The 24,890-nt window shown below is 65.1% G+C and carries 23 protein-coding genes; 15 read left to right on the plus strand and 8 right to left on the minus strand.

Going from position 1 to position 24,890, the window contains the following annotated elements; translation table 11 throughout:
• Positions 1–48 precede the first annotated feature (48 nt).
• Genes XW59_RS22075 through XW59_RS22090 form a run of 4 tightly spaced genes read left to right on the plus strand, consistent with a single transcriptional unit; the run spans position 49 to position 4,549 of the window.
• Complete coding sequence (locus XW59_RS22075) at positions 49–867, plus strand: ATP-binding cassette domain-containing protein (protein ID WP_047147990.1); 819 nt, start codon at positions 49–51, stop codon at positions 865–867.
• Positions 864–2,123, plus strand: coding sequence for an ABC transporter permease (locus tag XW59_RS22080; RefSeq protein ID WP_047147989.1), 1,260 nt, complete (start codon positions 864–866; stop codon positions 2,121–2,123). The genes XW59_RS22075 and XW59_RS22080 overlap by 4 nt, the downstream gene beginning before the upstream one ends.
• A 24-nt stretch (positions 2,124–2,147) precedes the next feature.
• Positions 2,148–2,876: an SDR family oxidoreductase gene (locus XW59_RS22085; protein WP_047147988.1), complete on the plus strand. Its 729-nt coding sequence runs from the start codon at positions 2,148–2,150 to the stop codon at positions 2,874–2,876.
• 53 nt (positions 2,877–2,929) lie between these two features.
• On the plus strand, positions 2,930–4,549 hold the full coding sequence (locus XW59_RS22090) for an FGGY-family carbohydrate kinase (RefSeq protein WP_137327075.1): 1,620 nt from the start codon (positions 2,930–2,932) through the stop codon (positions 4,547–4,549).
• 2 nt (positions 4,550–4,551) lie between these two features.
• Here XW59_RS22090 and XW59_RS22095 read toward each other — a convergent pair whose 3' ends face one another.
• Positions 4,552–5,472 (minus strand): PfkB family carbohydrate kinase, encoded by a 921-nt coding sequence (locus tag XW59_RS22095; protein ID WP_047147986.1) that lies wholly within the window; start codon positions 5,470–5,472, stop codon positions 4,552–4,554.
• Entirely contained in the window at positions 5,465–6,562 is a 1,098-nt protein-coding gene (gene ugpC, locus XW59_RS22100; protein ID WP_047147985.1) for a sn-glycerol-3-phosphate ABC transporter ATP-binding protein UgpC, read from the minus strand. The genes XW59_RS22095 and ugpC overlap by 8 nt, the downstream gene beginning before the upstream one ends.
• A 125-nt stretch (positions 6,563–6,687) precedes the next feature.
• Between ugpC and XW59_RS22105 the strand changes: the two genes are divergently transcribed.
• From XW59_RS22105 to XW59_RS22135, 7 genes are read left to right on the plus strand one after another with little or no spacing between them, the layout of a single operon-like run.
• Positions 6,688–7,833 carry an ROK family protein gene (locus XW59_RS22105; RefSeq protein WP_052958395.1) on the plus strand — a complete coding sequence of 382 codons (1,146 nt, stop codon included), beginning with the start codon at positions 6,688–6,690 and terminating at the stop codon, positions 7,831–7,833.
• Positions 7,833–9,191, plus strand: a complete 1,359-nt coding sequence (locus XW59_RS22110) for a hypothetical protein (protein ID WP_082137752.1) — start codon at positions 7,833–7,835, stop codon at positions 9,189–9,191. Before XW59_RS22105 ends, XW59_RS22110 begins: the two co-directional genes overlap by 1 nt.
• Entirely contained in the window at positions 9,184–11,238 is a 2,055-nt protein-coding gene (locus XW59_RS22115; RefSeq protein WP_047147982.1) for a TIM-barrel domain-containing protein, read from the plus strand. The genes XW59_RS22110 and XW59_RS22115 overlap by 8 nt, the downstream gene beginning before the upstream one ends.
• A 23-nt stretch (positions 11,239–11,261) precedes the next feature.
• Complete coding sequence (locus XW59_RS22120) at positions 11,262–12,497, plus strand: sugar ABC transporter substrate-binding protein (protein WP_047147981.1); 1,236 nt, start codon at positions 11,262–11,264, stop codon at positions 12,495–12,497.
• A 4-nt stretch (positions 12,498–12,501) separates the two neighbouring features.
• Complete coding sequence (locus XW59_RS22125) at positions 12,502–13,446, plus strand: sugar ABC transporter permease (protein WP_052958393.1); 945 nt, start codon at positions 12,502–12,504, stop codon at positions 13,444–13,446.
• Between the two features lie 48 nt (positions 13,447–13,494).
• A complete protein-coding gene (locus tag XW59_RS22130) occupies positions 13,495–14,349 on the plus strand; it encodes a carbohydrate ABC transporter permease (protein WP_052958391.1) in 855 nt (284 codons plus the stop codon).
• A gap of 27 nt (positions 14,350–14,376) precedes the next feature.
• Positions 14,377–15,507, plus strand: coding sequence for a mandelate racemase/muconate lactonizing enzyme family protein (locus XW59_RS22135; RefSeq protein ID WP_052958389.1), 1,131 nt, complete (start codon positions 14,377–14,379; stop codon positions 15,505–15,507).
• A gap of 16 nt (positions 15,508–15,523) precedes the next feature.
• Here the strand turns inward: XW59_RS22135 and XW59_RS22140 are convergent, their stop codons facing one another.
• Positions 15,524–15,913: a RidA family protein gene (locus tag XW59_RS22140; RefSeq protein ID WP_047147980.1), complete on the minus strand. Its 390-nt coding sequence runs from the start codon at positions 15,911–15,913 to the stop codon at positions 15,524–15,526.
• A gap of 312 nt (positions 15,914–16,225) precedes the next feature.
• On the opposite strand from XW59_RS22140, the gene XW59_RS22145 reads away from it, so the two are divergent.
• The 4 genes from XW59_RS22145 (at position 16,226) to XW59_RS22160 (ending at position 20,823) form a co-directional block, all read left to right on the plus strand.
• Positions 16,226–17,053 (plus strand): creatininase family protein, encoded by an 828-nt coding sequence (locus XW59_RS22145; RefSeq protein WP_047147979.1) that lies wholly within the window; start codon positions 16,226–16,228, stop codon positions 17,051–17,053.
• Complete coding sequence (locus tag XW59_RS22150) at positions 17,050–18,477, plus strand: FAD-binding oxidoreductase (RefSeq protein ID WP_246666172.1); 1,428 nt, start codon at positions 17,050–17,052, stop codon at positions 18,475–18,477. The genes XW59_RS22145 and XW59_RS22150 overlap by 4 nt, the downstream gene beginning before the upstream one ends.
• A gap of 45 nt (positions 18,478–18,522) precedes the next feature.
• Positions 18,523–19,779: an amidohydrolase family protein gene (locus XW59_RS22155; RefSeq protein WP_047147978.1), complete on the plus strand. Its 1,257-nt coding sequence runs from the start codon at positions 18,523–18,525 to the stop codon at positions 19,777–19,779.
• Between the two features lie 129 nt (positions 19,780–19,908).
• Complete coding sequence (locus tag XW59_RS22160; RefSeq protein WP_047147977.1) at positions 19,909–20,823, plus strand: SMP-30/gluconolactonase/LRE family protein; 915 nt, start codon at positions 19,909–19,911, stop codon at positions 20,821–20,823.
• A 27-nt stretch (positions 20,824–20,850) separates the two neighbouring features.
• On the opposite strand, the gene XW59_RS22165 is transcribed toward XW59_RS22160, so the two are convergent.
• Genes XW59_RS22165 through XW59_RS22185 form a run of 5 tightly spaced genes read right to left on the minus strand, consistent with a single transcriptional unit; the run spans position 20,851 to position 24,888 of the window.
• Positions 20,851–21,189 carry a cupin domain-containing protein gene (locus XW59_RS22165; protein ID WP_047147976.1) on the minus strand — a complete coding sequence of 113 codons (339 nt, stop codon included), beginning with the start codon at positions 21,187–21,189 and terminating at the stop codon, positions 20,851–20,853.
• Between the two features lie 9 nt (positions 21,190–21,198).
• Positions 21,199–21,957 (minus strand): 2-dehydro-3-deoxy-D-gluconate 5-dehydrogenase KduD, encoded by a 759-nt coding sequence (gene kduD, locus XW59_RS22170; protein WP_281406245.1) that lies wholly within the window; start codon positions 21,955–21,957, stop codon positions 21,199–21,201.
• Entirely contained in the window at positions 21,954–22,802 is an 849-nt protein-coding gene (gene kduI / locus XW59_RS22175; protein ID WP_047147975.1) for a 5-dehydro-4-deoxy-D-glucuronate isomerase, read from the minus strand. The genes kduD and kduI overlap by 4 nt, the downstream gene beginning before the upstream one ends.
• Before the next feature lie 22 nt (positions 22,803–22,824).
• Positions 22,825–23,598, minus strand: a complete 774-nt coding sequence (locus tag XW59_RS22180; RefSeq protein WP_047148059.1) for a FadR/GntR family transcriptional regulator — start codon at positions 23,596–23,598, stop codon at positions 22,825–22,827.
• A 9-nt stretch (positions 23,599–23,607) separates the two neighbouring features.
• Positions 23,608–24,888, minus strand: a complete 1,281-nt coding sequence (locus tag XW59_RS22185) for a TRAP transporter large permease (protein ID WP_047147974.1) — start codon at positions 24,886–24,888, stop codon at positions 23,608–23,610.
• Positions 24,889–24,890 lie beyond the last annotated feature (2 nt).

A 24,890-nucleotide genomic window follows, 5' to 3' on the forward strand; every position in this document is an offset into this window, starting at 1 on the left:
GGCCGCCTCGGGCGACCGGCGGGTTCGGATCAGGAAACAGGTGAGCAGATGACGGACAGTGCGCATGACGGCGCCCCCGACCGCAGCCCGGTATTGAGCTTGCGCGGCGTCTCCAAGAATTTCGGCGCGGTCTCGGCGCTGGCCGACATCGATCTCGACGTCCATGCCGGCGAAGTCGTCGCCCTCGTCGGCGACAACGGCGCGGGCAAGTCGACCCTGGTGAAGATCCTTGCCGGCGTGCACCAGCCGAGCGCCGGCGAGATCGCCTTCCACGGCAAGCCGGTCACGCTTGCCAATCCGAGCGCCGCGCTGAAGCTCGGTATTGCGACCGTCTTCCAGGATCTGGCGCTTTGCGAAAATCTCGACGTGGTCGCCAATATCTTCCTCGGCCGCGAAATCAATCCATTCCAGCTCGACGAGGTCTCCATGGAGATCCGCGCGTGGACGCTGCTCAACGAGTTGTCGGCGCGCATTCCAAGTGTGCGCGAGCCTGTGGCATCGCTTTCGGGCGGCCAGCGCCAGACGGTTGCTATCGCGCGCTCCCTGCTGCTCGAGCCGACGGTGATCCTGCTCGACGAGCCCACCGCGGCCCTCGGCGTCGCCCAGACCGCGGAAGTGCTCGATCTGATCGAACGCGTGCGCGAGCGTGGCCTCGGCGTGGTGATGATCAGCCACAACATGGAGGACGTGCGCGCGGTGGCGGACCGCGTCGTGGTGCTGCGGCTGGGGCGCAACAACGGCGTCTTTTCCGCCGACGCATCGAACCAGGAACTGGTCGGTGCCATCACCGGCGCTTCCGACAATTCGGTTTCGCGTCGGGCGAGTCGGCGCGCCCGCCGTGAAGAGACGGGGATACAGCATCCATGACGACCGACATCGACGAAAACGCCAAGACCGAACCGCTGCTCGACCGCAGGGACGAGCGCGTGACGCATGCGGCGGGTGTCGGCGACAATGTCCGCGCCTTCTTCAACCGCGTCCGCTCGGGCGATCTCGGCTCGCTCCCGGTCGTCGTCGGGCTGGCGATCATCTGGACCGTGTTCCAGACGCTCAACCCGGTGTTTCTGTCGGCCAACAACCTCGTAAATCTCCTCTTCGACTGCTCGATCGTGGGTGTCATAGCGCTCGGTATCGTCTGCGTGTTGATGGTGGGCGAGATCGATCTGTCGGTAGGCTCGGTCAGCGGATTTGCCTCCGCGCTGGTCGGCGTGCTGTGGGTCAATCAGGGCTGGCCGGTCGCACCGGCGATCCTCGCGGCGCTCGGCTTCGGCGCGGTGGCGGGCCTGGTTTATGCGCTGCTCTACAACCGGTTCGGCATGCCAAGCTTCGTGTCGACGCTTGCCGGACTTCTCGCGGTGCTGGGGATGCAGCTCTACATCCTCGGCTCGACCGGCTCGATCAACCTGCCCTATGGCTCGGCACTGGTGAATTTCGGCCAGATGCTGATGATGCCGGATTGGGTGTCCTATGTTTTGGCGGCTCTCGCCGGCGTCATTGTCTTCGCGGCCGGCTATCGAACCGCCATACGCCGGAAGGCTGCCGGGCTCTCCTCGCGATCCATCGGCGGGCTGCTCCTTCAGGCTGCGATCGTCACCGTGGTGCTCGAAGCCATCGTCTACTATCTCAACACAGATCGCGGGGTGCCATGGATGTTCGGCCTGTTCGTCGGGCTCGTGGTCGCGATGAACTACGCGCTCAAGCGCACGAGATGGGGTCGTTCCATGTCGGCCGTCGGCGGCAATCGCGAGGCAGCGCGCCGTGCCGGCATCAATGTCAAGCTGATCTATGCCAGCGCCTTCGTGGCATGCTCGACGCTCGCCGCGGCCGGCGGCGTGCTCGGTGCCGCACGCCTGGCCACCGCCAGCCAGCAGGCCGGCACCGGCGACGTCAATCTGAATGCGATCGCGGCCGCCGTCATCGGCGGGACCAGCCTCTTCGGCGGACGCGGCAGCGCCTATTCGGCGCTTCTCGGCATCATCGTCATCCAGTCGATCGCCAGCGGTCTGACCTTGCTCGATCTGTCGTCGTCGCTTCGCTACATGATCACCGGCGGCGTCCTGGCGATCGCGGTCATCGTCGATTCGCTTGCCCGCCGGTCGCGTGTTTCCCATGGGCGGGCCTGAAACCACAAGCAGCAAGAGGTAGAAATGAATCTCGACTTGTCCGGGAAGACAGCGGCGATCACGGGCGCCGCGTCGGGCATCGGCCTGGAATGCGCCAGGACCCTTCTGGCGGCGGGTGCCCAGGTCGTGCTCGTCGATCGCGCGGAGGAAAGGCTGAAGGAGGTTTGCTCCGAGCTCGGCTCCGAGGCGATTGCGCTCACGATCGATCTCACCGCGCCTGAAAGCGTGGCCGGGATGATGCCGCAAATCCTGGAGAAGACCGGCAAGCTCGACATCTTCCACGCCAATGCCGGCGCATATATCGGCGGGGAGGTCGTCGATGGCGATCCCGACGCCTGGGACCGCATGCTCAATCTGAACATCAATGCGGCGTTTCGCTCCGTTCATGCCGTCCTGCCGCATATGGTCGAACGGAAAACCGGCGACATCCTGTTTACGAGCTCGGTGGCGGGGCTCGTTCCGGTGGTCTGGGAGCCGATCTACACCGCCTCGAAACACGCGGTGCAGGCTTTCGTCCACACCGTCCGGCGGCAGGTGGCGAAACACGGCATCCGCGTCGGTGCGGTGGCCCCGGGCCCGGTCGTCACGCCGCTTCTCAGCGACTGGCCGCAGGAAAAGCTCGATGATGCGCTCGCGGCAGGCTCGATCATGGAGCCGAAGGAGGTGGCCGAAGCCGTGCTGTTCATGCTGACGCGGCCGAGAAACGTCACCATCCGCGATCTCGTCATCCTGCCGCAGAGCGTGGATCTGTGACGGATGAGCATCGCGGGCGGCATCCGAAACCAGCCGGAGATATCTGAATAGCCATGGCGGATCATTTCCTCGGTGTAGACGTTGGAACCGGCAGCGCACGCGCGGGCGTGTTCGATCGCTCCGGCAAGCTGCTTGCTTCGGCAAAGCGCGATATCGCCCTCTTCCGCGAAGCGGGCGACGTCGTCGAGCAGTCGAGCAACGACATCTGGCGCGCGGTCTCGGCCTCGGTGCGCGAGGCGGTGAAGCGGGCCGGCGTCGCTTCGGACACGATCCGCGGCGTCGGCTTCGACGCGACCTGCTCGCTCGTCGTGCTGGGCGAAGGCGGGCGTCCGCTTCCCGTCGGCCCCTCCGGAGACGCCGAGCGCAACATCATCGTCTGGATGGATCATCGCGCTACCGATCAGGCGCGCCGGATCAACGAGACCAAGCATCCCGTCCTCAATTATGTCGGCGGCTCGATCTCGCCGGAGATGGAAACGCCGAAACTGCTCTGGCTCGCCGAAAACATGCCGGAGACCTTCGGCACGGCGTGGCAGTTCATGGATCTGACGGATTTCCTGACCTGGCGCTCGACCGGCAGCCTCGCGCGCTCGGTTTGCACCGTGACCTGCAAATGGACCTACCTGGCGCATGAGGGCCGTTGGGACGACGATTATTTCCGCAAGGTCGGCCTGGCGCGGCTCGCCGAGGAATCGTTCGAGCGCATCGGTACGGAAGTGGTGCCGGGCGGGACACGTCTTGGGAGCGGCCTGACGGAAGATGCCGCCTCCGATCTCGGCCTTCTTCCCGGAACGCCGGTCGCCGCCGGCCTGATCGATGCCCATGCCGGCGGCATCGGCACAGTCGGCGCGCGTGGCGACGCTGGAAGCGTGCTGTCGCGCATGGCCTATGTCTTCGGCACGTCGGCCTGCACCATGTCGTCGACCGTCAGCCAGACCTTCGTGCCAGGCGTTTGGGGCCCATATTATTCGGCGATGGTGCCGGGTCTCTGGCTCAACGAGGGCGGCCAGTCGGCCGCGGGGGCGGCCATCGACCATCTGGTGCGGCTGCATCCGGGCACGGTCGATGCCGCGAGCAAAGCGGAAGAAGCAGGGCTGGGCCTCAACGCGTGGCTGGCACGCGAGGCTGAAATTCACGGCGGTGCGGCCGCCTTGCCGGAACTCGTGGGCGGACTGCATGTGGTACCCGAGTTCCTCGGCAACCGTGCGCCGTTCGCCGATCCGAATGCGCGCGGCCTTGTTGCCGGGCTCGGCATGGACGACGGCGTCGACAGCCTGCTCGGCCTCTATCTCGCCGGCCTTTGCGGTCTCGGCTATGGCGTGCGGCAGATCGTGCGGACGCAGGGCCAGGCGGGAATATCGATTGACGCGATCGTGGTGAGCGGAGGGGCGGGGCAAAGTCCGCTGGTGCGCCAGTTGCTGGCGGATTCGACCGGTCTCGCGGTTGCAGCCTCGACTTCCGACGAGCCGGTGCTTCTCGGTTCGGCGATGCTCGGCGCTGTCGCCGCCGGCGCCTACCGGGATCTCGCTACCGCCATGCCGGCCATGTCCGAACTGGGCGAGATCTATCGTCCGTTGCCGGACAACGCAAACTGGCATGAATGGCGGTTCCAGGCGTTCGAGCTCCTCCAAAACGCCGGTCGGGCGGTCAACGGCATCTCGTCCGGAAAATAGGATCAGGAAAGCGCAAAGGCGGGGTCGAAGCGGGCAAGCTCCTCGGCGTTCGGCAGGCCCGCCCGTCCGCCCGGCTTCGTGCATTTGAGAGCGGCGACCGCGTTGGAAAACGCGATCGCGCGCTCCAGCGGCCAACGGCGGGCCAGCGCCACCGCCAGGGCGCCGTGGAAGGCGTCGCCGGCGCCGACGGTGTCGACCACGGTCACGGAGGGCGGGCGAGCGTTCACGAGCTCGCCATCCGAAAGCCAATAGAGGCCAGCCGCGCCGTCGGTGACGCCGATAAGCTTGTGCGAGGGTCTTGCCGCGCTGCGCAGTCCGGCCGCGATGTCGTCCGTGCCGGCGAACTGCGCCAGTCCCGGCCTGGAGAAGACGACATGGTCGGCGGCCTCGACAAGTGCCGCGGCATGCTCGTGGCCATGCCGGGAAATGTCGGCGTCGAGCACGCTGGGAATCTTCCGCTTCCTTGCCGCGCCGAGCACCTTGAGGGCGCCTTGCGGCCAGGAGAGATCGCAAAGGACGCCGTCGCCCAGGCGTTCGGGGTCGAGCCAGCCGGCGTCGGACGGCAGGTCTGGGTCGGCATAGGCGACGATCAACCGCTCGCCCGCTTCGTCGACAAGGATCACGGAGCCTGGTGATTTGTGACCGGCGAATTGCCGGAGCCATTGCGTGTCGACGCCTTCCGCGGCGAGTTCGGCGCGCAGTGCCGTTCCGATCGCATCGTCACCCAGCCGGCCGGCGAAGGCCGCCCTGCCACCGAGGCGTGAGATCGCGACGCTGGCCGTCGCGGCCGGACCTCCGCCGATCTCCTGACGCGCCTTGGCGTAGAGCTTGACCGGCTGCCTCGGAATTTCCGCGACGCTTAGCAGCGTGTCCTGAATGGCGAGGCCGATGCAGAAGACCCCGCCCGCGCCATGTTCAGACAAGTGCCGCACCCGTTTCGGGATGGAAGAGATGGAGACGATCGGCGTCGACATGGAAACGGCGTCCGGCATCGCCGACGCGGGCGGAACCCGGCTTGACGCGGGCCATGATTTCCTGGCCTCCGAGCGAAACGACCGCAACCGAATCCGCGCCGTGATCCTCGACGAGGATGATGTCGGATGAAAAGCCGGCGACATCCGCGCGGCTCTTGCCGGCGAGGGAGACGTGTTCCGGCCTCAAGCCGACTTCGACGCGGTCGACCTTCGCTCGCGTCAATGCTTCGATGCGTGGTTTCGGCAGCGCGATTTCCTGACCAGCGCCGAAGAGGAGGTTGAGTTCGTCGCCTTCCCGGCGCAACGTGGCCGGCAGGAGGCTCATCGGCGGCGAGCCGATGAAGGTGCCTACGAAGCTGTTCGCCGGCCGTTCGTAGATGTCCATCGGCGTGCCGATCTGCTGGACCTCGCCGAGCCGCAGCACGACGATGCGGTCGGCCATCGTCATCGCCTCGATCTGATCGTGCGTGACATAAATGCTGGTGGTGCCGAGCGCCATCTGCAGCTTGCGTATTTCCATGCGCATGCCGACCCTGAGCTTGGCGTCGAGATTGGAAAGCGGCTCGTCGAAGAGGAACACCTCGGGTTCGCGGATGAGGGCGCGACCGAGCGCGACGCGCTGTCGCTGGCCGCCTGAAAGCGCCCTCGGCTTGCGTGCAAGCAGCGCGTCGAGCTCCAGCATCCTGGCAACCTCGGACACGCGTTCGGCAATCGCGGCGGCGGGCATGTCGCGCATCTTCAGCGCGAATCCGAGGTTCTCGGCCACCGTCATATGCGGATATAGCGCATAATCCTGGAACACCATCGCCATGTCGCGGTCGCGCGGTGCCATGGCGTCGATGTTGCGACCGTCGAGCAGGATTTCGCCGGAAGAGATCTCCTCGAGCCCCGCGATCATGCGCAGCAGCGTGCTCTTGCCGCAGCCGGAGGGCCCGACCAGAACGATGAACTCGCCGTCGGCCACTTCCAGGTCGATGGCCTTGACGGCCTCGACCGTTCCGAAACGCTTTGCGACGGCGCGCAGTGTCAACCCTGCCACTTTCGCCTCTCTCCCATGTTGACATTCCGACTTTCTAAAGCACAATAATTACACAGTGTAAATATAATGGAAAATCGATGTCGGGACGGATTGCGCCAAGAAGCCGGAAGGAGACGCGAGCAGCGGTGCTCGAAAGCCTTCTGCGTAGCGGCGGTGCATTTCGCCCGCTGATCGCGCGCGATACGCAGCTTACTGAGGCGAGCGTTTCCCGTATCCTGGCCGAATTGCGCAGTGAAGAAATCGTTGAGGAGCTGAGGCGTCCTGCGCCCTATGTTGGTGGTCCGACTGCTCTGGTTACACTAAGCAATGATATACCCGTTGCCGGCATCGAGCTGTCGAACAACCGGCTTTCCTTCGGCATTGGCGGCCTCGGCGGTACCGTGGATTACGTCGAACGCCTGCCGGTCTCGCCGCAGCTCAGGCAGGAGGAGTTCGAGCAATTGTTCAGCGATTCCCTCGCCACCATGAGGCGGTGGACGGGAACGCGCGGCATCGCCATCCGTCAGGCGGCATTTTCCATTCCTGGCTACAGCCGCACCCACGCCAATCCGATCTTTCCCTGGGACATGGAACGCCTGAGCGGCTTTCTTGGCGACGCGCTGGAGGGCGTTCCGCTGGCAATCACCAATTCGGTCATCGCGCAGGCGGCTTTTCATCGCTATTCCAACGTGGCCGCCTATCCGGCGGAGGGCGATCATCTCTTTCTTTTCGTCGGCCATGGCGTCGCCGGCGTCGTCGTCAACGAGACCGCCCCGATCGACGCCTTTTCGCCCTTCGAGCTTGGCCACATGGTGATCGAGCGGGGCGGACTTGCCTGTCGCTGCGGCCACAAGGGCTGCCTCGAAGCCTACACGTCGCTGCGCGCGATCTCGACCATCGTCGGCGTTGCCGAGAGCGAGGTGCTGCAGCAGGGCGACCGGTTCATCGATCTGCTCGACCTTGGGCGGGACATTCGCGAGAGGCTGCGTGAACGGCTCTTTCTGCTGGGGCTCGGCGTCGGCAACGCGCTCAACCTGCATCCGGTTTCCTCGGTGGTCATCAGCGGCTGGCCGTCTTTGATGTCGGATGCCGACCGGGCAGCAATCAGCGCGGGCATCGACGAGAGCCTGCTCGGCGGCTTCGATGCGGAACGCCTGAAACTGTCCTTCATCGCGCCATCGATCGGCAACGATCCGCAGGCGGCGCTCTATTACGCGGCCCATTGTTTCGTGCGCGCGGGCGGCCTCGAGGCGAAAGCCGAGCCGCAGGCCGTGCTGGGGGAGAATGCTTGATGACGGTTCTGCATGGCTCGGGAGAGACGCGAATGGACGCAGGGCGAATAGGGGTTCTCTTCGTCGCCTCGTCATTGTTCTCGGAAGCCGCCGCGAACGAGCTCATTGGTCGCACCAAGCGGCTGGCGACGAATGACGCCCTGAGGGGAAGACTTGATATCGCCGGAAAGCTGGCGCGCGACCGGACGAGCTGTGCCGAGGCGCTGCAGTCGCTCGATCTTGGCGAGATCGACGGTCTTGTCGTCCAGCTCTCAACCTTCTGCACCGCCGAACTTCTGCACGAGGTGCTGGCCGCAATCGGCGATCGAGACGTTCCTGTCGCGATCTGGGCGCTGGAGGAGAGCGACGAGATCGTGACCAACTCGCTGTGCGGCGCGCAGCTATGGGCCTCGACGCTTGCACGGTTCGGGCGCCGCTTTACCTTTCTCCTGGGTAATCCCGAGGACGATGCGCTTGCCGGCGAGCTTGCCGCATTCGCCGCCGCCGCCCGCGCTCGCGCCCGCATTTCCGGCGCACGCATCGCGCTCGTCGGCTCGCATGCCGAGTGGTTCACCAATCTCGCGGTCGATCCCTGGGCATTGCGCAAGGCGCTGGGCGTGACCATCGAGCAGACGACGCTGGTGCGCTTCCTCGAGGGTTGCAAGGCGGAGGAGGCGGCGGCCAGGAAAGGCGCCGAACGCTGGGCCGCGGCGCGGTTCGAGAACGGCGACGCCGAAGGCGGCCGCCTGACGCTCGGGGGCACCTATGCGCGCCTCGAAGCCGGCCTCGATCGGGTCGTCGCGGATGCGATCGCGATCCGCGACTGGCCGGAAATCCTTTACGCCGAAGAATTTCGCGGCACATGGCCGGCACTCGGCGAATTGTCGGATCGTGCGGTTCCGGTCGCGCCGGAAGGCGATGTCATGGGGGCGCTGACGGCGCTTGCCGTGCGTGCCTTCGATCCGGCTTCGCTGCCGTTCCTCACCGACATCTCCGGTATCGACCGAGCCAATAATAGGCTGGTGCTCTGGCATTACGGCGTGAGCCCCAGGCTTGCCAACGGGCCGCGCTCGCTCGACCCTGTCCTCAAACAGGAAAGCTTTCCGCTTCGTGCCGGCGCGATGACGCTGCTGCGGCTGTCGCTGCGCGACGACGGTTCGCTGCGGATCTTCGTCGCCGAGGGCGAGATCGAGGCCGAGCGGTCGCGCGCCAACCGCGCGGCAGGCTATTTCCGTCCCCGCGGGCTCGAGGCGGAGGCGTTCGTCCGCCGTTTCATCGATCAGGGTTACGAGCATCACGTCACCGCCGTCTACGGGCATTGGGGCAACGCCGCGCGCCATCTCGGTCGACAGCTCGGCGTCGAGGTCGACCATGCTTGACGCCGCTCGGCCACTATCCGCAGTTCTGCTGCCCTCCGGCGCGGCCTACCGACCCGTTTCGATCGGTTGGCGCGCGCCCGGCGGTTCATGGACGAGCGTGCCTTTCGATGAAGCCACCGAGGTGGAGGTCGTATCCGGGGACGACGGCCGCAGCCGGCGCGTCATCGCATCGAAACCGGGAGCCGCGGCGGTCGAGATCGTCTTCGCGGTGCCGCCCGTCTTCCAGGCTTTCGGCGGTGGCGAACGCTTCGAGACGATCGACCTGCGCGGCCAGTCGGTCCGCTATTATCTGGAGAATTTCGGGCTCGGCAACGGCACCTATCTGCCGAGCCCGTGGATCGCGACGACACTGGGCTACGGTCTTTTCCTCGCCGACGAGGCGCCGGCGGTCTTCCACATCGCGCCTTCCTTCGATCCGAACGTGCTGCGCGTCCAGATCGAAAGCGACCGGCTGGATATAGAGATTCATCTCGGCGACATTCGCGAACTCTATCGGCTGCTGATCGAGCGCATCGGCCCGCCGCTGATGCCGGAGGACAGCTTTTTCGGCCTGTGGAAGGCCGGAGACTGGCGGACCGAGAACGCGACGACGGTGGCGGCCGACGTCGCTGGCCATGCCGAGCTCGGCCTGCCGATGGGCGTCAAGCTGATCGACGCTTATTGGGCGAGCGAGGTCCATTCCTTCGCTTTCGACACGGAGAAATATCCGGACGCGTGGGGAATGGTCGAGGACCTCGCCCGGGATGGGACGGAGGTCTATCTGTGGCTCTGCCCGTGGGTCGTGGTCGGCACGCGCTCCTTCGAGCATGCGAAGGCGAAGGGCTATGTGATCGTCGATGCCGCGGGCGAACTGATCACCCGCCGACCCGGCGCCAATCCCAACGTGGTCGCCGCGCTCATCGATTTCTCCAACCCGGAAGCCCGCGCCTGGTGGTCAGCAAGCCTGCGCCGGCTTCTCGGTCAGGGTATCAAGGGCTTCAAGGCGGATTTTGGCGAGCAACTGCCGGAACACGCCGTGCTGCGGTCGGGCGAGACGGGCGGGCGGGCGCACAACGCTTTTGTCCGCCACTATCTGGAAGCGACCATCGACGCATTCGACGGCCGCACGCCGGCGATCATCAGCCGCTCCGGCTCGCCGCGGGTGCGCGCGCCGATCTGGAGCGGCGATCAGACCTCCGACTTCTGCCCGAAGACCGGCCTGCCGTCCGCGATCCGCGCCGCCCAGAGCGCGAGCATCTGCGGCTGGTCTTTCGTCGGCAGCGATCTCGGCGGCTATTTCGGAACGCCCACGCCGCAGGTCTTCGCTCGCTGGGCGCAGTTTTCCTGCTTTACGCCGCTGATGATGCTGCACGGCCTCGGCTGCCGCGAGCCGTGGGATATGGATGACGGCTCGGCGGCAATCTACAAGCGCTTCTCCCAGTTCCACCTGGCGCTGCTGCCGGTCTTCCGGCGCTTCGGCCATGTGGCCTCGCAGGGCGGATTGCCGCTTCTGCGCATGATGCCGCTCGCCTTTCCGGAGATCGACTGGCGCAACATCAACGATTGGGACCAGCAGTTCATGCTGGGCGACGACATCCTCGTCGCCCCGGTCGCCTTCTACGGCAACACGCGCGCCGTCTATCTGCCCGCCGGCGACTGGTACGACGTGCTCGCGGGCGAATGGGTCAGCGGACCCGCCTGGCGCATCCATGACGTGCCGCTGCAGGACGTACCGCTCTTCGTCCGGGCCGGCGCCAGGATCACGCTCGCCACCGACACTGCGACGCGGCGCGCGCTGCAGCTGGTGTTCATGCGCCCGGACGATGCCGGCCGCGTCACGCTGGATCTGGCCGGCGATGCCGACGGGTGGAACATCGAGCTTCTAGGGATTGCCGGAACCAAGGGGCGCGCCGGCATCGCGGAGAGCGCGAACGGGCCGCAATCGGGTCCCGAGATCGCGGTCGAGGACTGGTTCGGCCCCGACATCGTCTGGGCGGTGCCCGGCGAGGGCAAGCAGGTGGAGATCGTCCTGTCAGAAAGCTCGGAGACACCGACGCGACGGGACTGAAGTCAGGAACGGAGGAGACGACAATGAACGTGCATGCAAGCTTCAGGAAAAGCGCGGCGGCAGCGATCGCCGCGCTCGGCTTCGGCCTTTCGCCCGCCATGGCCGACAACATCGTATTCTGGATCAACTCGCCGCTCGCGGCGGGACCCGACGCGCCGATCCATGAGGAGATCAAGGCGTTCGAGGCCGAGACCGGACATACGGTCGAGATCCAGCCGGTCGCGCATATGGAGATGGAGCGCAACCTGTTCGTCGCGCTTTCCAGCGGCGCCGGACCGGATGTGATGGCGCTCGACATCGCCTGGGTGGCCGGCCTTGCGGATGCGGGTCTTCTTGCCGACATCACCGAAAAGGCCGCTCCCTTGGCCGGCGAGTTCCAGGCCGGGCCCTTCGCCAGCGGTCGCTTCAATCAGAAGCAATATGCCTTGCCGCTCTACACCAACAACGTGGCGCTCTTCGTCAACGACCGCATGCTCGCGGAAGCCGGCATCGACAAGGCGCCGACCAATTGGCAGGAATTCCAGGAAGCCGCCGTCGCCATGACCGACAAGGAGAAGGGCACCTACGGCCTGACCTTCGGCGGCGGCCGCATGGGCGCGTTCCAGATCTACAGCTTCATCTGGCAGAACGACGGCGAGATCATCGACGAGAACGGCGAGGTCCGGGTCGGTGATCCGGAAGCCGCGGGCGCGGTGGATTTCCTCGGCAAGCTCTACACGGAAAGCAAGGCGATGCCGGAGGCGGTGCTGACCGCCGGCTCCTGGGACGAAGTGAACGCGCCTTTCGTTCAGGAGCGCGCGGGCATGCTGGTCAGCGGCGACTGGGCACTGGGAGCACTGGAGAAGGGTAATCCCAATCTCGACTTTTCCGTTCATCCCCTGCCGGCGGGCAAGAAGGCGGCGACCGTCATCGGCGGCTACGACCTCGCGATCAACGCCGCCACGTCCGTTCCCGACGCGAGCTGGGAACTGGTGCGCTGGCTGACCGGCCCGCGAGGCATCGAGCTCATGCGCAAATACGACCGGCTTTCGGCGGCCGCCGCCGCGACGACGCCGGAGGCGATCGCCGCCCTGCCGGAGGAACTGCAACCCTTCATGGCGCAGGCGGATGCCGGCACGCCACGGCCGGTCGTGGCGAGCTGGAGCCAGATTCACAACGAGATCATCGCCAGCGCATGGGATGCCGTGCTGCGCGGCAAGTCCGCGCAGGATGCGATGACCGAGGCGGCGACCGCCATCAAGGGCCTTGTTGGGCAGTGACGAGATGACGGTGCGCACTCTGCCTTCGGGAAAACTCAAATGGACATGGTCCTCGGTCTTCGAGACGGGGTGGGGTGCGCGCGTCTATCCTTATCTGATGGTGATGCCCGCCTTGGTCGTCGTTCTCGGCGTCGTGGTCTATCCCGTGTTCTCGGGCATCGCCTCGGCCTTCTACGACGTGACGTTGAAAACACTGAACACCGGTGGTGTCATCTTCGTGGGCTTGCGCAATTTCGAGCGGGTCTTTGCCGATCCGGTCTTCCTGCAGGCATCGACGAATACCCTTGTCTGGGTGGTGCTGAACGTCGTCGCGCAACTGGTGCTGGGGCTTGCTTTGGCGTTGCTCCTGCACCGTGCAATGCCGGGCATCGGCTTCTTCCGCTCCGGCATCCTGGTTCCGTGGGTGGTGCCGAGCGTGGTGGCCGTGCTCACCTGGCGGTGGATGTACGATCCGAGCGTCGGCATCGCCAACGAGCTGCTCATACGCCTCGGCATCATCGACGACTACCATCCCTGGCTGGGCGACACGGCGACCTCGCTCTACGCGGTCACGGTGGAGAGCATCTGGAAGGGCACGCCGTTCGTGATGCTGCTCCTGCTTGCCGCGCTGCAACTCGTTCCGCGCTCGATTATCGAGGCGGCCTCGATGGATGGTGCTTCCGGCTGGCGCAAGCTCTGGTACGTCATCCTGCCGCAAATCCGCGTGTCCTTCGCGATCGCGGCCGTGCTCACCTTCATCCTGACGGTGAACAACTTCAATGCAATCTGGCTGATGACCGAAGGCGGGCCGCTCAACTCGTCCGAGATACTTTTCACGCTGGCCTACAAATACGGTTTCAAGCGGTTCGATCTCGGCATGGCCTCTGCGGTGGCCACCATGCTCTTCGTCGGCCTGGTGATCGCGACCACGGTCTATCTCAAGCTCATCCAGGCGCGTGAAGGCGACTGAACCATGCATATGGCAAACGTTCACCACCGCCAGGCGAATAAAAACGCGATGCCGCGCATTCGCCGCGGCTTCCAGCTGCCGAAGCCGGCGCGCAAGGCGCTGATCTATCTGACGCTGTGGATCGCCTTCGTCTGGTCGGTCTTCCCCTTCTACTGGATGATCGCCACCTCGCTGAGGGCGAGGGAGGAGATATTCCAGCGCCCGCCGAGCCTGGTGCCGCATGCCGTCAGCTTGCAGAACTACGTCGATCTGCTCGTCGGCGCGCAGTTCTGGCGCTTCGCCCTGAACAGCTTGATCCTGACCCTGAGCGTCACCGTCGTCAGCGTGCTTATTTCGGTGACGGCGGGCTATGCCATGGCCCGTCACCGCTTCAAGGGCTCGGTGATGCTGCCGCTGTTCATGCTCTACGGGCAGATGTTCCCGCCCGTTCTGCTGCTCATCCCGTTCTACGTGCAGCTTCGTTTTCTTGGCTGGCTCGACAGCCTCTATGGTCTGATCCCGGTCTATCTCAGCTACATGCTGCCGCTCTGCGTCTGGCTGATGCGCGGCTTCTTCTCGCAGGTGCCGTTTTCGTTGGAGGATGCGGCGCGCATGGACGGATGCACGCGCTGGCAGGCGTTCTGGAAAGTCATCCTGCCGATGGCGCGGCCCGGGATCGTGGCGGTCGCGACCTGGGTGATGATCCACACCTGGAACGAGTTCCTTTACGCCAGCACGTTCATCCTCAGTGAGAAGAAACGCACGTTACCCCTTGGGCTTAGTGGCCTTATCGGCCAATACACCACCGACTGGGGGGTGCTGATGGCCGGTGGAGTGATAACCGCGGCACCCATTCTTCTCGTCTTCTTCTTCCTGCAGAAACATCTCGTTTCCGGTGTCGGCGGCGGTGCGGTGAAGGGATGACGTGGACCATCCCATGAGAGAATTCCGATGACCAAGATCAAGCGTATCGAAGCCTTCGCGCTTTCCTGCCCGACACCGGGAGGCGCCGTCTTCGCCGTCGGCCGGTCGGCCAAGCGCGACATGGTGCTCGTCCGCATCGAGACGACAGACGGCATTGTCGGCTATGGCGAGGCGCACCACGCGCAGACGCCAAGCACGATCGCCGCCTTCATCAACGACGCGCTCGCACCGTCGCTGATCGGCATGGACGCGCACGAGACCGAGGCGATCTGGCAGAAGAGCCATCGTCGTTTCATCGCCACGCATGGACCGGGGGCTGCCGCCGTCATCGGGCTGAGCGGTGTCGATCTGGCGTTGTGGGACATCAAGGGCAAGGATCTCGGTCAGCCGGTCTATCGGCTGCTCGGGGGCAGCCGCCGACCCATTCCGGCCTATGCCGGTGGTATCAGCCTAGGCTTCCAGCCCGTGGATGATCTGAAGCGCGAGATCGAGAAGCTCGTCGAACGCGGCTACACCTTCATGAAGCTGCGCGTCGGCGACACGATGAGGAACGACCTCGAACGCGTCGGCGCGATCCGCGAGGCGTTCGGGCCGTCGATCGTCCTGGCGGCAGACGCGGGCACCCGCTACCGCACCTGCGACGTCGCGCTCATCGCGGAAGTCTGCGAGGCCGGCAGCCTCGCCTGGCTCGAGGAGCCGTTCACGCCTGACAATTTGCCGGGCTACCGACGTCTGAGGGATCTGACGGCGACACCGCTCGCGGCCGGCGAGAACCATTTCACCCGGCATGAACTTCGCGCGCTGATTTCCGAGCAGGTCATCCAGTTTGTGCAGGCCGACTGTTGCAAGACCGGCGGCATCACGGAAATCCTGAAGATCGCCGCGCTTGCCGATGCCTGGCATCTGCAGTTCGCACCGCACACCAGCGCCTCGGTGCTGAGCACGGCGGCGTCCGTCCATGCCCTGTCGGTCGCGCCGAACGCTTTCATATACGAGGCCGATGTCTCCGCGATCAACGCCTTCCGAGACGAGCTCGGCGCGCCGTTCGAGATCACCGACGGCACGATCACGGCACCGGATGCCCCCGGTCTCGGCGTCGAGATCGATGAAGCGCTGATCGGCAAATACCCGTTCATTCCGGGCGCGTCGTATCAGTGAGGCGGGCGATCTGCTCTCAGGCCGGACCGGCCGCGACCGCCTCGACCTCGACGACGAATTCGGGACGGCTGAAGCCGGAGACAATCATCAGCGTGGACGCGGGGTAGGGCGCGGGAAAGAGCGCGTTGCGCACGTCCATATAGGGTGCGAGATGTTCGCGAGCCGTGACGAAGGCATTGATACGGACGATGTTGGAGAGGCTCATTCCGGCCTCCCGCAGCACCGCTTCGATATTGGCGAAGCAGAGCCGCGCCTGCGCCGCGCAGCCCTCCGGGACCATGCCGTCGGGCGCGATGCCGAGCTGTCCGGAACAGAAGAGCAGGCGCGAATTTTCCGGAACGACGACACCGTGGCTATAAGCGGAGAACGGCGCGAGAATATCGGATGCGGTGATTGATTTGAGCATGAAGCGAATCCTGATCAGCCGGAGACTAGCGCGCCGAGCGGCGGGCGGAAAGCTTTGCCATGGGCCGTACTTGGATCGGCCAACTGCGAGAGCTGCGGTTCTTGACAGGCGGTGGGATTTCGCCGACCCTTTCCTCACCCCATGGCACAGGGCTTCCAGGGAACGAGCCGCAACCCGGACTGACCGCGGAATGGTCACAAGGAGAAGCGCAATGCTCGCCGGCCTGAAATTCCCAAACATTCGCCCTGTCGTCGACCGCCACGCCTTTCCGCTCGGCGTGCCTACTTCGCCATTCCGTTTCGGAGCACCTTCATGACCAGCCGCAGCGCCCGCTGGGCGGACCTCTCGCGCCACGACTTTGCCGCGCTCGACCTTGCCAATGCAATCGCGGTACTGCCTGTCGGCGCCACCGAGCAGCACGGGCCACACCTGCCGGTCTCCGTCGACACAGACTTGGTCGAGACAGTCGTCGATCGGGCCTTGCCGCTGATCGACCCCGGGCTGACCGTCCTGTTCCTTCCCGCGATAGCCTATGGCAAAAGCAACGAGCACGCGGCGGTGCCCGGCACGCTGACGCTGTCCGCGGAGACGCTGATGCGCGTGCTCGCCGACATCGGCATGAGTGTGGCGCGCGCCGGCATCCGCAATCTCGTCTTCCTCAACGGCCATGGCGGCAATACGCCGGTGCTCGAGATCGCGGCCCGTGACCTCAGAGTGGATGCGGGGCTGCGGACGGTGACCTGCCATTGGTACAATTTCAACGAAGCGAATGCCGAGAGCGACGCGATCGAGCAGGCGTTCGGCATCCATGCAGGCCTGGTCGAGACGAGCGCCATGCTCGCCATCCGGCCTGAACGGGTCGCCATGGACCGCGCGGCCGATTTCGACAACGCCGCGCGCGGCTGGCAGGAGCGCTATCGCCATATCGGCCTCGCGCCCGGACGGGCACGTCCTGCCTGGGTGATCGACGACCTCAACGAGGACGGTGCCTGCGGAAACGCCGCGACCGCGACGCGAGAGACGGGTGAGCGGCTGCTCGACGTGGCCGGGCGCAATTTCGCGAGCTTTCTCCTCGAACTGGACCGCTTCCTCCGCGACGAAGCCGGGAAATCTGCAACCCAGACGAAACGGGGATCATGATGTCGATATCCGGCAAGACGACCATCGATTGGCAGGACTTTCGCCGCGAACTGGGCGAGGTCGAATGTTTCGATACGCCGTCGATCGTCAAGAAGCGCTCGCGTGACTTCTTCTGGTACAGCCCGATCCTCAACCGCGAGCTGGCGGGGAATTTCGGCGATCTCGTCGCCGCGCCGCGCGGCACGGCCGAACTCGAAACCTGCATTGCGACCGCCGCGAGATGGAAGGCGCCGACGGTTCTGCGCGGCGGGGGAACCGGAAATTACGGCCAAGCGGTTCCGATGGATGGCGGCCTCATCATCGACATGACCGGGATGAACCGCATTCTCGAAATCGGCGAGAATACCGTGCATGTCGAAGCCGGCTGCCGGATCGGCGCGATCAACGAAACGCTGCGCCGGCACGGGCGCGAGCTTCCGATCTTCCCCTCCACCGAAGCCATCGCCACGATCGGCGGTTTCATCGCCGGTGGATCGGGCGGCATCGGCTCGATAACCCATGGCATGCTTCGCGACGGCGGCAATGTCGACTCCATCGCCGTCCTGTCGATGGAGGAGCGGCCGCGGCGGCGTCTCTTCAAGGGCGAGGACATCAGGGCGATCCATCATGCCTGGGGTCTCAACGGCATCATCACCGACCTCGTGCTGCGCACCGTTCCCGCCCGCAACTGGATCAACGTGATCGCGTCCTTTCCCTCCTATCGCGAAGCCTTCGAGGCAGGCATCGCGGTCGGTGGCGGCGAGGGGTTCGAACTCAAGCTGCTGACTACGATCGATGCGCGGATCGCTGCCTCGATCCGCGGCTTCGACGGTGTCGTTGCCGACGGACGCCCGCTGCTCCTCGCGCTGGTCGACGATGACGGAAGGGCGGCGCTGGAGGATTTGATCCGCTCGAAAGGCGGCTCGGTCGAGCTGGCGCTCGACGGACAGGCCATGGCGGCTGCCGGCCTGCCGCAGCTTTCCGAATTCTCCTACAATCACACCACCTTGCAGGTGCTGAAGAACGACCGCAGCGTGACCAATCTCCAGGTGACTTTCCGTGCGCCGCTCGACAGTTCCAAGATCGACACGCTGCAGGCGATCTTCAAGGACGAGGTGCTGATGCACCACGAATTCGCTTTGCTCAACGGTGCGCTCGTCGCATTCGATCTGCCCGTTGTCCGCTATACGAGCGACGAGCGGTTGTTCGAGCTGATGCGGATCTATGACGAGAACGGCTGTCCGACCTCCAACCCGCACGTGCCTTACGTCGAGGGCGGCTCGATGAAGCCGGACTTTCGTCACCTTGCCTGGAAAAAGCGGCTCGATCCGCACGGGCTCCTGAATTCCGCCAAGTCGCGGCTGTGGAACGAGGTGAAGCATCTTCCGGCCGACGAGATCGAGCACCTGCCGAGCCGCGCCACGGCCGCGGGAAGCGCGGCGTGACCCGGACGGCGGCGATTTCCATGGTCAAGGTGAGAGGCTAAGGGGATGGAGGTGCCACGGCAGGGGCGGGCGCGTAACGGCATCTACCCCGATGTCCGCGTCCCACGATCGCTCGTCGCGGACGAGGCCCGCTTTGGCGGGAAAACGGAGGGCGATTGCCTCGCCGGCGACCTGATCGTGAAAGACGGCAGGATCGCGGGGATGACGCTTTCGGGCGACACCGGAAAAGACCTCGGAGGAACCATCGTCACCACGCGGCTCGTGGAGGCGCACTGCCATCTCGATAAATGCTTCACCGCCGCGCGCCTTGATTTCGCCGGCGGCACGCTTCTCGATGCCATCGCCGCCCAGGTGCGGGACAAGGCGAATTGGACGGCTGAGGATATCCGCCGCCGTGCCAGTCGCGGACTGGAGGAACTCGTCGCTGCCGGCTGCGGACTGGTGCGCACCCATGTCGACTGGACCGTCGATCCCGTGACGCCTTCGCGCACGCCTCTCGCCTGGGAGGTGCTGGGCGAACTTGCCGAGGAGTGGCGCGGCCGCATCGCGATACAGCGCGCCGCATTGCTGCCGATTGATGTCTTTTCCGACGAGGACGCCGCGGACGCCCTTGCTGCGCGCATTGCGGCCGACGGCGGCGTGCTCGGCGCCTTCGTGTTCGATCAGGCGGGGAGGCGCGAGAACATCCGTCGCATGGTGCAGACCGCCCGTAAGCACGGGCTCGCGCTCGACGTCCACGTCGACGAGGGTTTGTCGCCGGAACTCGACGGTGTCGATCTTATCGCCGAGGCGGTTCTCGCGGAGGAGTTCGAAGGGCCGGTGCTGTGCGGCCATGTCTGCAGCCTGAGCAGCATATCCGGCGACGAGCTGGCGCGGCGTATCGAACGGATCGCACGGGCACGGCTCGCAATCGTCAGCCTGCCCGCCAGCAACCTTTATCTGCAGGATAGAGGCGATGGCACGCCCGTCCGCCGCGGTATCACGCGGGTGAAGGAGTTGATGGCGGCGAACGTCACCGTCGCCTTCGGCACGGACAATGTGCGTGACGCGTTCTGTCCCGTCGGCGCGCACAATCCCATGCAGAGCCTTGCATTGGGCATGCTTGCCGCACAGCTCGCACCACCCGTGGGGCGATGGCTGCCCTGCGTCACCCACGCGGCGGAGCGCGCCCTGGGCCTCTCCCCCACCTTGCTCGAAGGCTGCTCGGTCGATCAGGTGATCTTCCGGCGTGCCGGCGAGACCGCCGACCTTCTCGCGCACGTGCCGGCAACCGCGCCGGGCGGCTGGCTGGAGTTGTCGTAGGCGAGGTTCCTTGATGTTCGAGGGCTTGCTAGCTTCCCGCTTATCGGCAAAGACTTGGAAAAAGATCGGTCGGTTCGGAGCAGGGAACCGCCGCTCGGCAGCATCGACGTCGTGCCCCGGAGGAGGAACATGCCGGAAAGCCCCTATGAGATCCTTGATTCGCGTTTTGCGCGGCTGGTCAATTCCACCGCCAAGGTGGAGCAGCTCTTTACCGGCTGCCGCTGGGCCGAAGGGCCGGCATGGTTCGGGGCAGGGCGCTATCTCGTCTGGTCCGACATTCCCAACGACCGCATGCTGCGCTTTGACGAAACCGACGGCGAGGTCAGCGTCTTCCGTCATCCAGCGGGCAATTCCAACGGCAACACGGTCGATCGGCAGGGGCGGCTGGTCAGTTGCGAGCACGGCAACCGCCGGGTCAGCCGCACCGAGCACGACGGCACGATCGTCACGATCGCCGATCGCTGGCAAGGCAAGCGGCTCAACTCGCCGAACGACGTGGTGGTGAAGTCGGACGGTTCGATCTGGTTCACCGATCCGACCTATGGCATCGATTCGGACTACGAGGGCAACAAGGCCGAGAGCGAGATCGGCGCCTCGAACGTCTACCGGGTCGATCCTCACACCGGTGCGGTCGAAGCCGTGGCGACCGATATGGTGAAGCCCAACGGCCTCGCCTTTTCCACGGACGAAACCAGACTCTATGTGGTCGATACCGGACGCACGCACGGCGCGCATCATCCGGCGCATATGCGCAGCTTCGAAGTGGGCGAAAACGGCAGGCTTTCCGGCGGCAAGGTTTTCGCGGACTCAACCGCGGGCCTGTTCGACGGCTTCCGCCTCGATACCGACGGGCGCATCTGGACGAGCGCGCAGGACGGCATCCACTGCTATGATCCCGACGGAACGCTGATCGGCAAGATCAAGGTGCCGGAAGTCGTTTCCAACTGCGTCTTCGGCGGCGCCAAGCGCAATTGCCTCTACATCACCGCCACGACGTCGCTCTACATGGTCCGGCTGATGGTCAACGGTCACAAGACCTATTGACGATTTCGCCCGTCAGCCGCTCCTCGCTCAGGCGAGGAAGTCGGCGCGGTGCGGCGTGAAGCTGTCGACCAGCCTTCCTGCCTCCAGCGCCTTTACGCCATGGACGACATTCGACGGCACGATGAAGGAATCGCCGGCGGAGAGCACGGCCGTGTCGTCTCCGATCTTCACCTCGAAACGGCCTTCCGCGACATAGCTCGCCTGCACATGCGGATGCGAGTGCGGTGCGCCGACGCCGCCCTTTTCGAAGGCGAACTCCACCATCATCAGCTTGTCGGTGTGGAGAACCACCCGGCGACGGTTGCCGGCGCCGAGATCGGTCCAGACGCCGTCGTTTTTCGTCGCAAAGAGTTTCGTTCCCACCATCTTCTCACCTCATCGCGCGAGCCAGCCGCCGTCGACCGGGACGACGGCGCCGTGCATGTAGCTGGAGGCCGGCGCGAGCAGGAAGACCGCGGCGTCGCCGATATCCTCCGGCCTTCCCCAGCGGTTTGCCGGGATGCGGTCGAGAATCGCCGCGCTCCGGTCGGGATCGGCCCGCAGGGCCTGCGTGTTGTTAGTCTCGATATAGCCGGGTGCGATCGCATTGACATTGATGCTTTTGGCGGCCCATTCGCAGGCAAGCAGGCGGGTCAGGCCCAGCACCCCGTGCTTGGAGGCGGTGTAGGAAGCGACGCGGATACCGCCCTGGAAGGAAAGCATCGAGGCGATGTTGACGATCCGGCCGCCCCGACCCTCCGCGACGAGCCGCCGGCCGAAAGCCTGGCATAGCGTGAACATCGACTTCAGGTTGACGTCCATCACCTCGTCCCAATCGGCCTCGGTGAAGTCGAGCGCGTCGGCGCGCCGGATGATGCCGGCATTGTTGACGAGCCCGTCGATCGGTCCGTGCGCATTCCACGCCGCCTCGAACATTTCGCGCGCCGCGGCCGTATCTGAAAGGTCGCAGGAGATTCCCGTGAAGCGGCCGCCCTCGGCTTCGACGAGACGGGCGGTCTCGTCCATTGCCGAACGTCCAACGCCGAGCACCGAGCCGCCGGCGCGCGCGACCGAGGCCGCGATCCCCTGGCCGATGCCGGTATTGGCGCCGGTGACCATCACCAGCCTGCCGGCGAGGCTGAAAGCGACGCTCAACGCAGCGTGTCCAAAGGGACGGAATCGACGTCGGTATAGTCGACATTGTCGCCGGCCATCGCCCATATGAAGGTGTAGCTTGCCGTGCCGCAGCCTGAATGGATCGACCAGGGCGGCGAGACCACCGCTTCCTCGTTGGCCATGACGATGTGGCGGGTCTCCGATGGCTCGCCCATCAAATGGAAGACGCGCGCGGTTTCCGGCAAGCCGAAATAGAGATAGGCCTCCATGCGCCGGTCATGCACATGGCAGGGCATTGTGTTCCAGACCGAGCCGTCGGCGAGCGTCGTCATGCCGACGACGAGCTGGCAGGTCTTCACCCCTTCGGGATGAACGAACTGGAAGATCGAGCGCTCGTTGGAGGTGGCCTGACTGCCGAGATCGAGGCGCCTGGCGTCGCCGATGCGGATCAGCTTCGTCGGATGCTTCTGGTGCGCCGGCGCGCTGAGAAGATAGAATTTCGCCGGGTCGGCCGGATCGTCGGACATGAAGGACACCGTGCCGCCGAGCCCAACATAGAGCATGTCGCGGGAGGCGAGGGCGTGGGTCTCGCCATCGACTTCCATCCTGCCGGCCGCGCCTATGTTGACGGCGATCAGCTCGCGCCGTTCGAGAAAGGCTTCGGTTCCCACGGGCCGGATCGTCTCCAGCGCCAGCTTTTCGTCCACGGGCATCACGCCGCCGACGACCATGCGGTCGTAGTGGGTGTAGGTCAGGTTGATCGTGCCGGGCTCGAAGAGGCCGCCGATGTGAAAATTTTCGCGGAGCTCCGCGCTTCCCATGCGCGCGCCGGCCACTGGATCGACGGCATGGCGGATCGAATATCTGACATGGCTCTGGTTCATGGCGTCCTTCGATTGTTTGTCGCTAGCTGTTCTTGGAGTTGCGCCCGAAACGGTATTCGGCCTGCTCGTCGCTCAGTCTTTCGCGATAGCGCTGCTGGCTCGCGGCAAGATGCGCGCGCATGGCGTCGCGGGCTGCTTCCGGATCGCCCGCGGAAATCGCCTTGAGGATCGCGAGATGTTCCTGCTGCAGACCCTCTTCATACTCGCGCGCGAGCACGCTGTCGGTGCCCCAGGGCGAGGTGATGTCGCAAGGAATGGCGCGCATCCCGAGCGCGTCGAGGACCTCGACGTAAAACGGGTTGTTGGTGGCCGCCGCGATCGCGCGGTGAAACGCGAAATCGGTCCGGCCGGTGGCTTCGCCATGCGCCAGCAAACGGTCGAACTCGAAGAAGGCTTCGTGTATCGCCGCCTCCTGTGCCGCGTTGCGGCGCACGGCTGCGAGCCCGGCGCTCTCGATCTCGAGGCCCATGCGTACCTCTATCACGTTCAGCGCATGCGAGATTTTGTTGCCGATTTCCTGGCTGATCGAGCTGAACGCCATTACCGGGCTTTCGCAGACGAATACGCCCGCACCCTGTCGCGATTCCACCAGCCCGTCTGCCGCGAGGGTGGCAATCGCCTCGCGGATGACGGTGCGGCTCACACCGAAGACTTCCGTCAACTGGCTCTCCGTCGGCAGTTTCTGGCCGGGCTTGAACTCCCCCGAGAGAACCTGCGAACGCAAGGCGGTCACGACGCGCTCCGAAAGTTTCGGCCTGCGTTCGATCTTCAAATTGTCGGAAAAGTCGGTTGCCATGTCCATCCTCTATCGGAACACGCTCGGAAGCCAGAGCGAGATAGCCGGGACATAGGTGACGAGACCTAGCACGATCAAGCCCGCGAGATAGAACGGCCAGATCGACCGCATCGCCTGCCAGACCGTGATCTTGCCCACGGCGCAGGCGACGAACTGGACCGCGCCCACGGGCGGCGTGTTGAGCCCTATGCCCAGATTGAGAATGAGGATGACGCCGAAATGGACCGGGTCGATGCCGTAATGCATGGCGACCGGCAGGAAGATCGGCGTGGCGATGATGATCGTCGGCCCCATGTCCATGAACGTGCCGAGCATCAGCAGGATCAGGTTGATGAGCAGCAGGATGACGAGAGGGTTTTCCGACACCGCGCCCATCCACGCGATCAGCGCGGCGGGGATGCGCATATAGGCCATCAGCCACGCGAAGGAGGCCGCGGTGCCGATGATCAGCAGCACCATGGCGGTAGTGCGCACCGCGCCCAGCGTCGCGTCGACGAAGTTCGTCCAGCCAAGCTGGCGGTAGACGAACAACGTCACCAGCAGCGCGTAGACGACGGCGATGCAGGAGCTTTCCGTCGCGGTGAATATGCCCGAACGCACCCCGCCGAAGATGATGGCGATGAGCAGCAGACCGGGCAGAGAGTTGAGGAAGAACCAGCCGATGCGACGGAAACCGGGGAAGGTCTCGGTCGGATAGCCGCGCTTGCGCGCGACCAGATAGGCGGTGACCATCAGCGACAGCGCGAGCAGCAGCCCAGGAATGATGCCGGCGGTGAACAGGTCGGCGATCGAGATCTTTCCGCCCGCCGAGATCGAATAGATGATCATGTTGTGCGAGGGCGGCAGGAGCAGCGCGATGAGCGCCGCCATCGAGGTGACGTTGACGGCGTAGTCGGCGCCGTAGCCGCGCGCTTTCATCTGCGGGATCATCAACCCGCCGACCGCGGCCGCTTCGGCCACCGCCGAGCCGGAGATGCCGCCGAACAGCGTCGATGCGGCGATGTTGACCTGACCGAGGCCGCCGCGCATGTGGCCGACGAGCGAACCGGCGAAATTCACGATGCGCTGGGCGATGCCGCCGCGCACCATCAGGTCACCGGCATAGATGAAGAAGGGGATGGCAAGCAGCGTGAAGACGCTCATGCCGGAATTCATCTGCTGGAATACGACCAGCGGCGGCAATCCCATATAGAGAATTGTCAGGAAGCTCGCCACGCCCAGGCAGAAGGCGATCGGGACGCCGATCAGCATCAGCGAAACGAAGGTTCCGAAGAGGATCAGGCTTGCCATCC

The sequence above is a fragment of the Aquamicrobium sp. LC103 genome (genome assembly GCF_001014615.2).
In the GTDB taxonomy this organism is placed as follows: domain Bacteria; phylum Pseudomonadota; class Alphaproteobacteria; order Rhizobiales; family Rhizobiaceae; genus LBCQ02.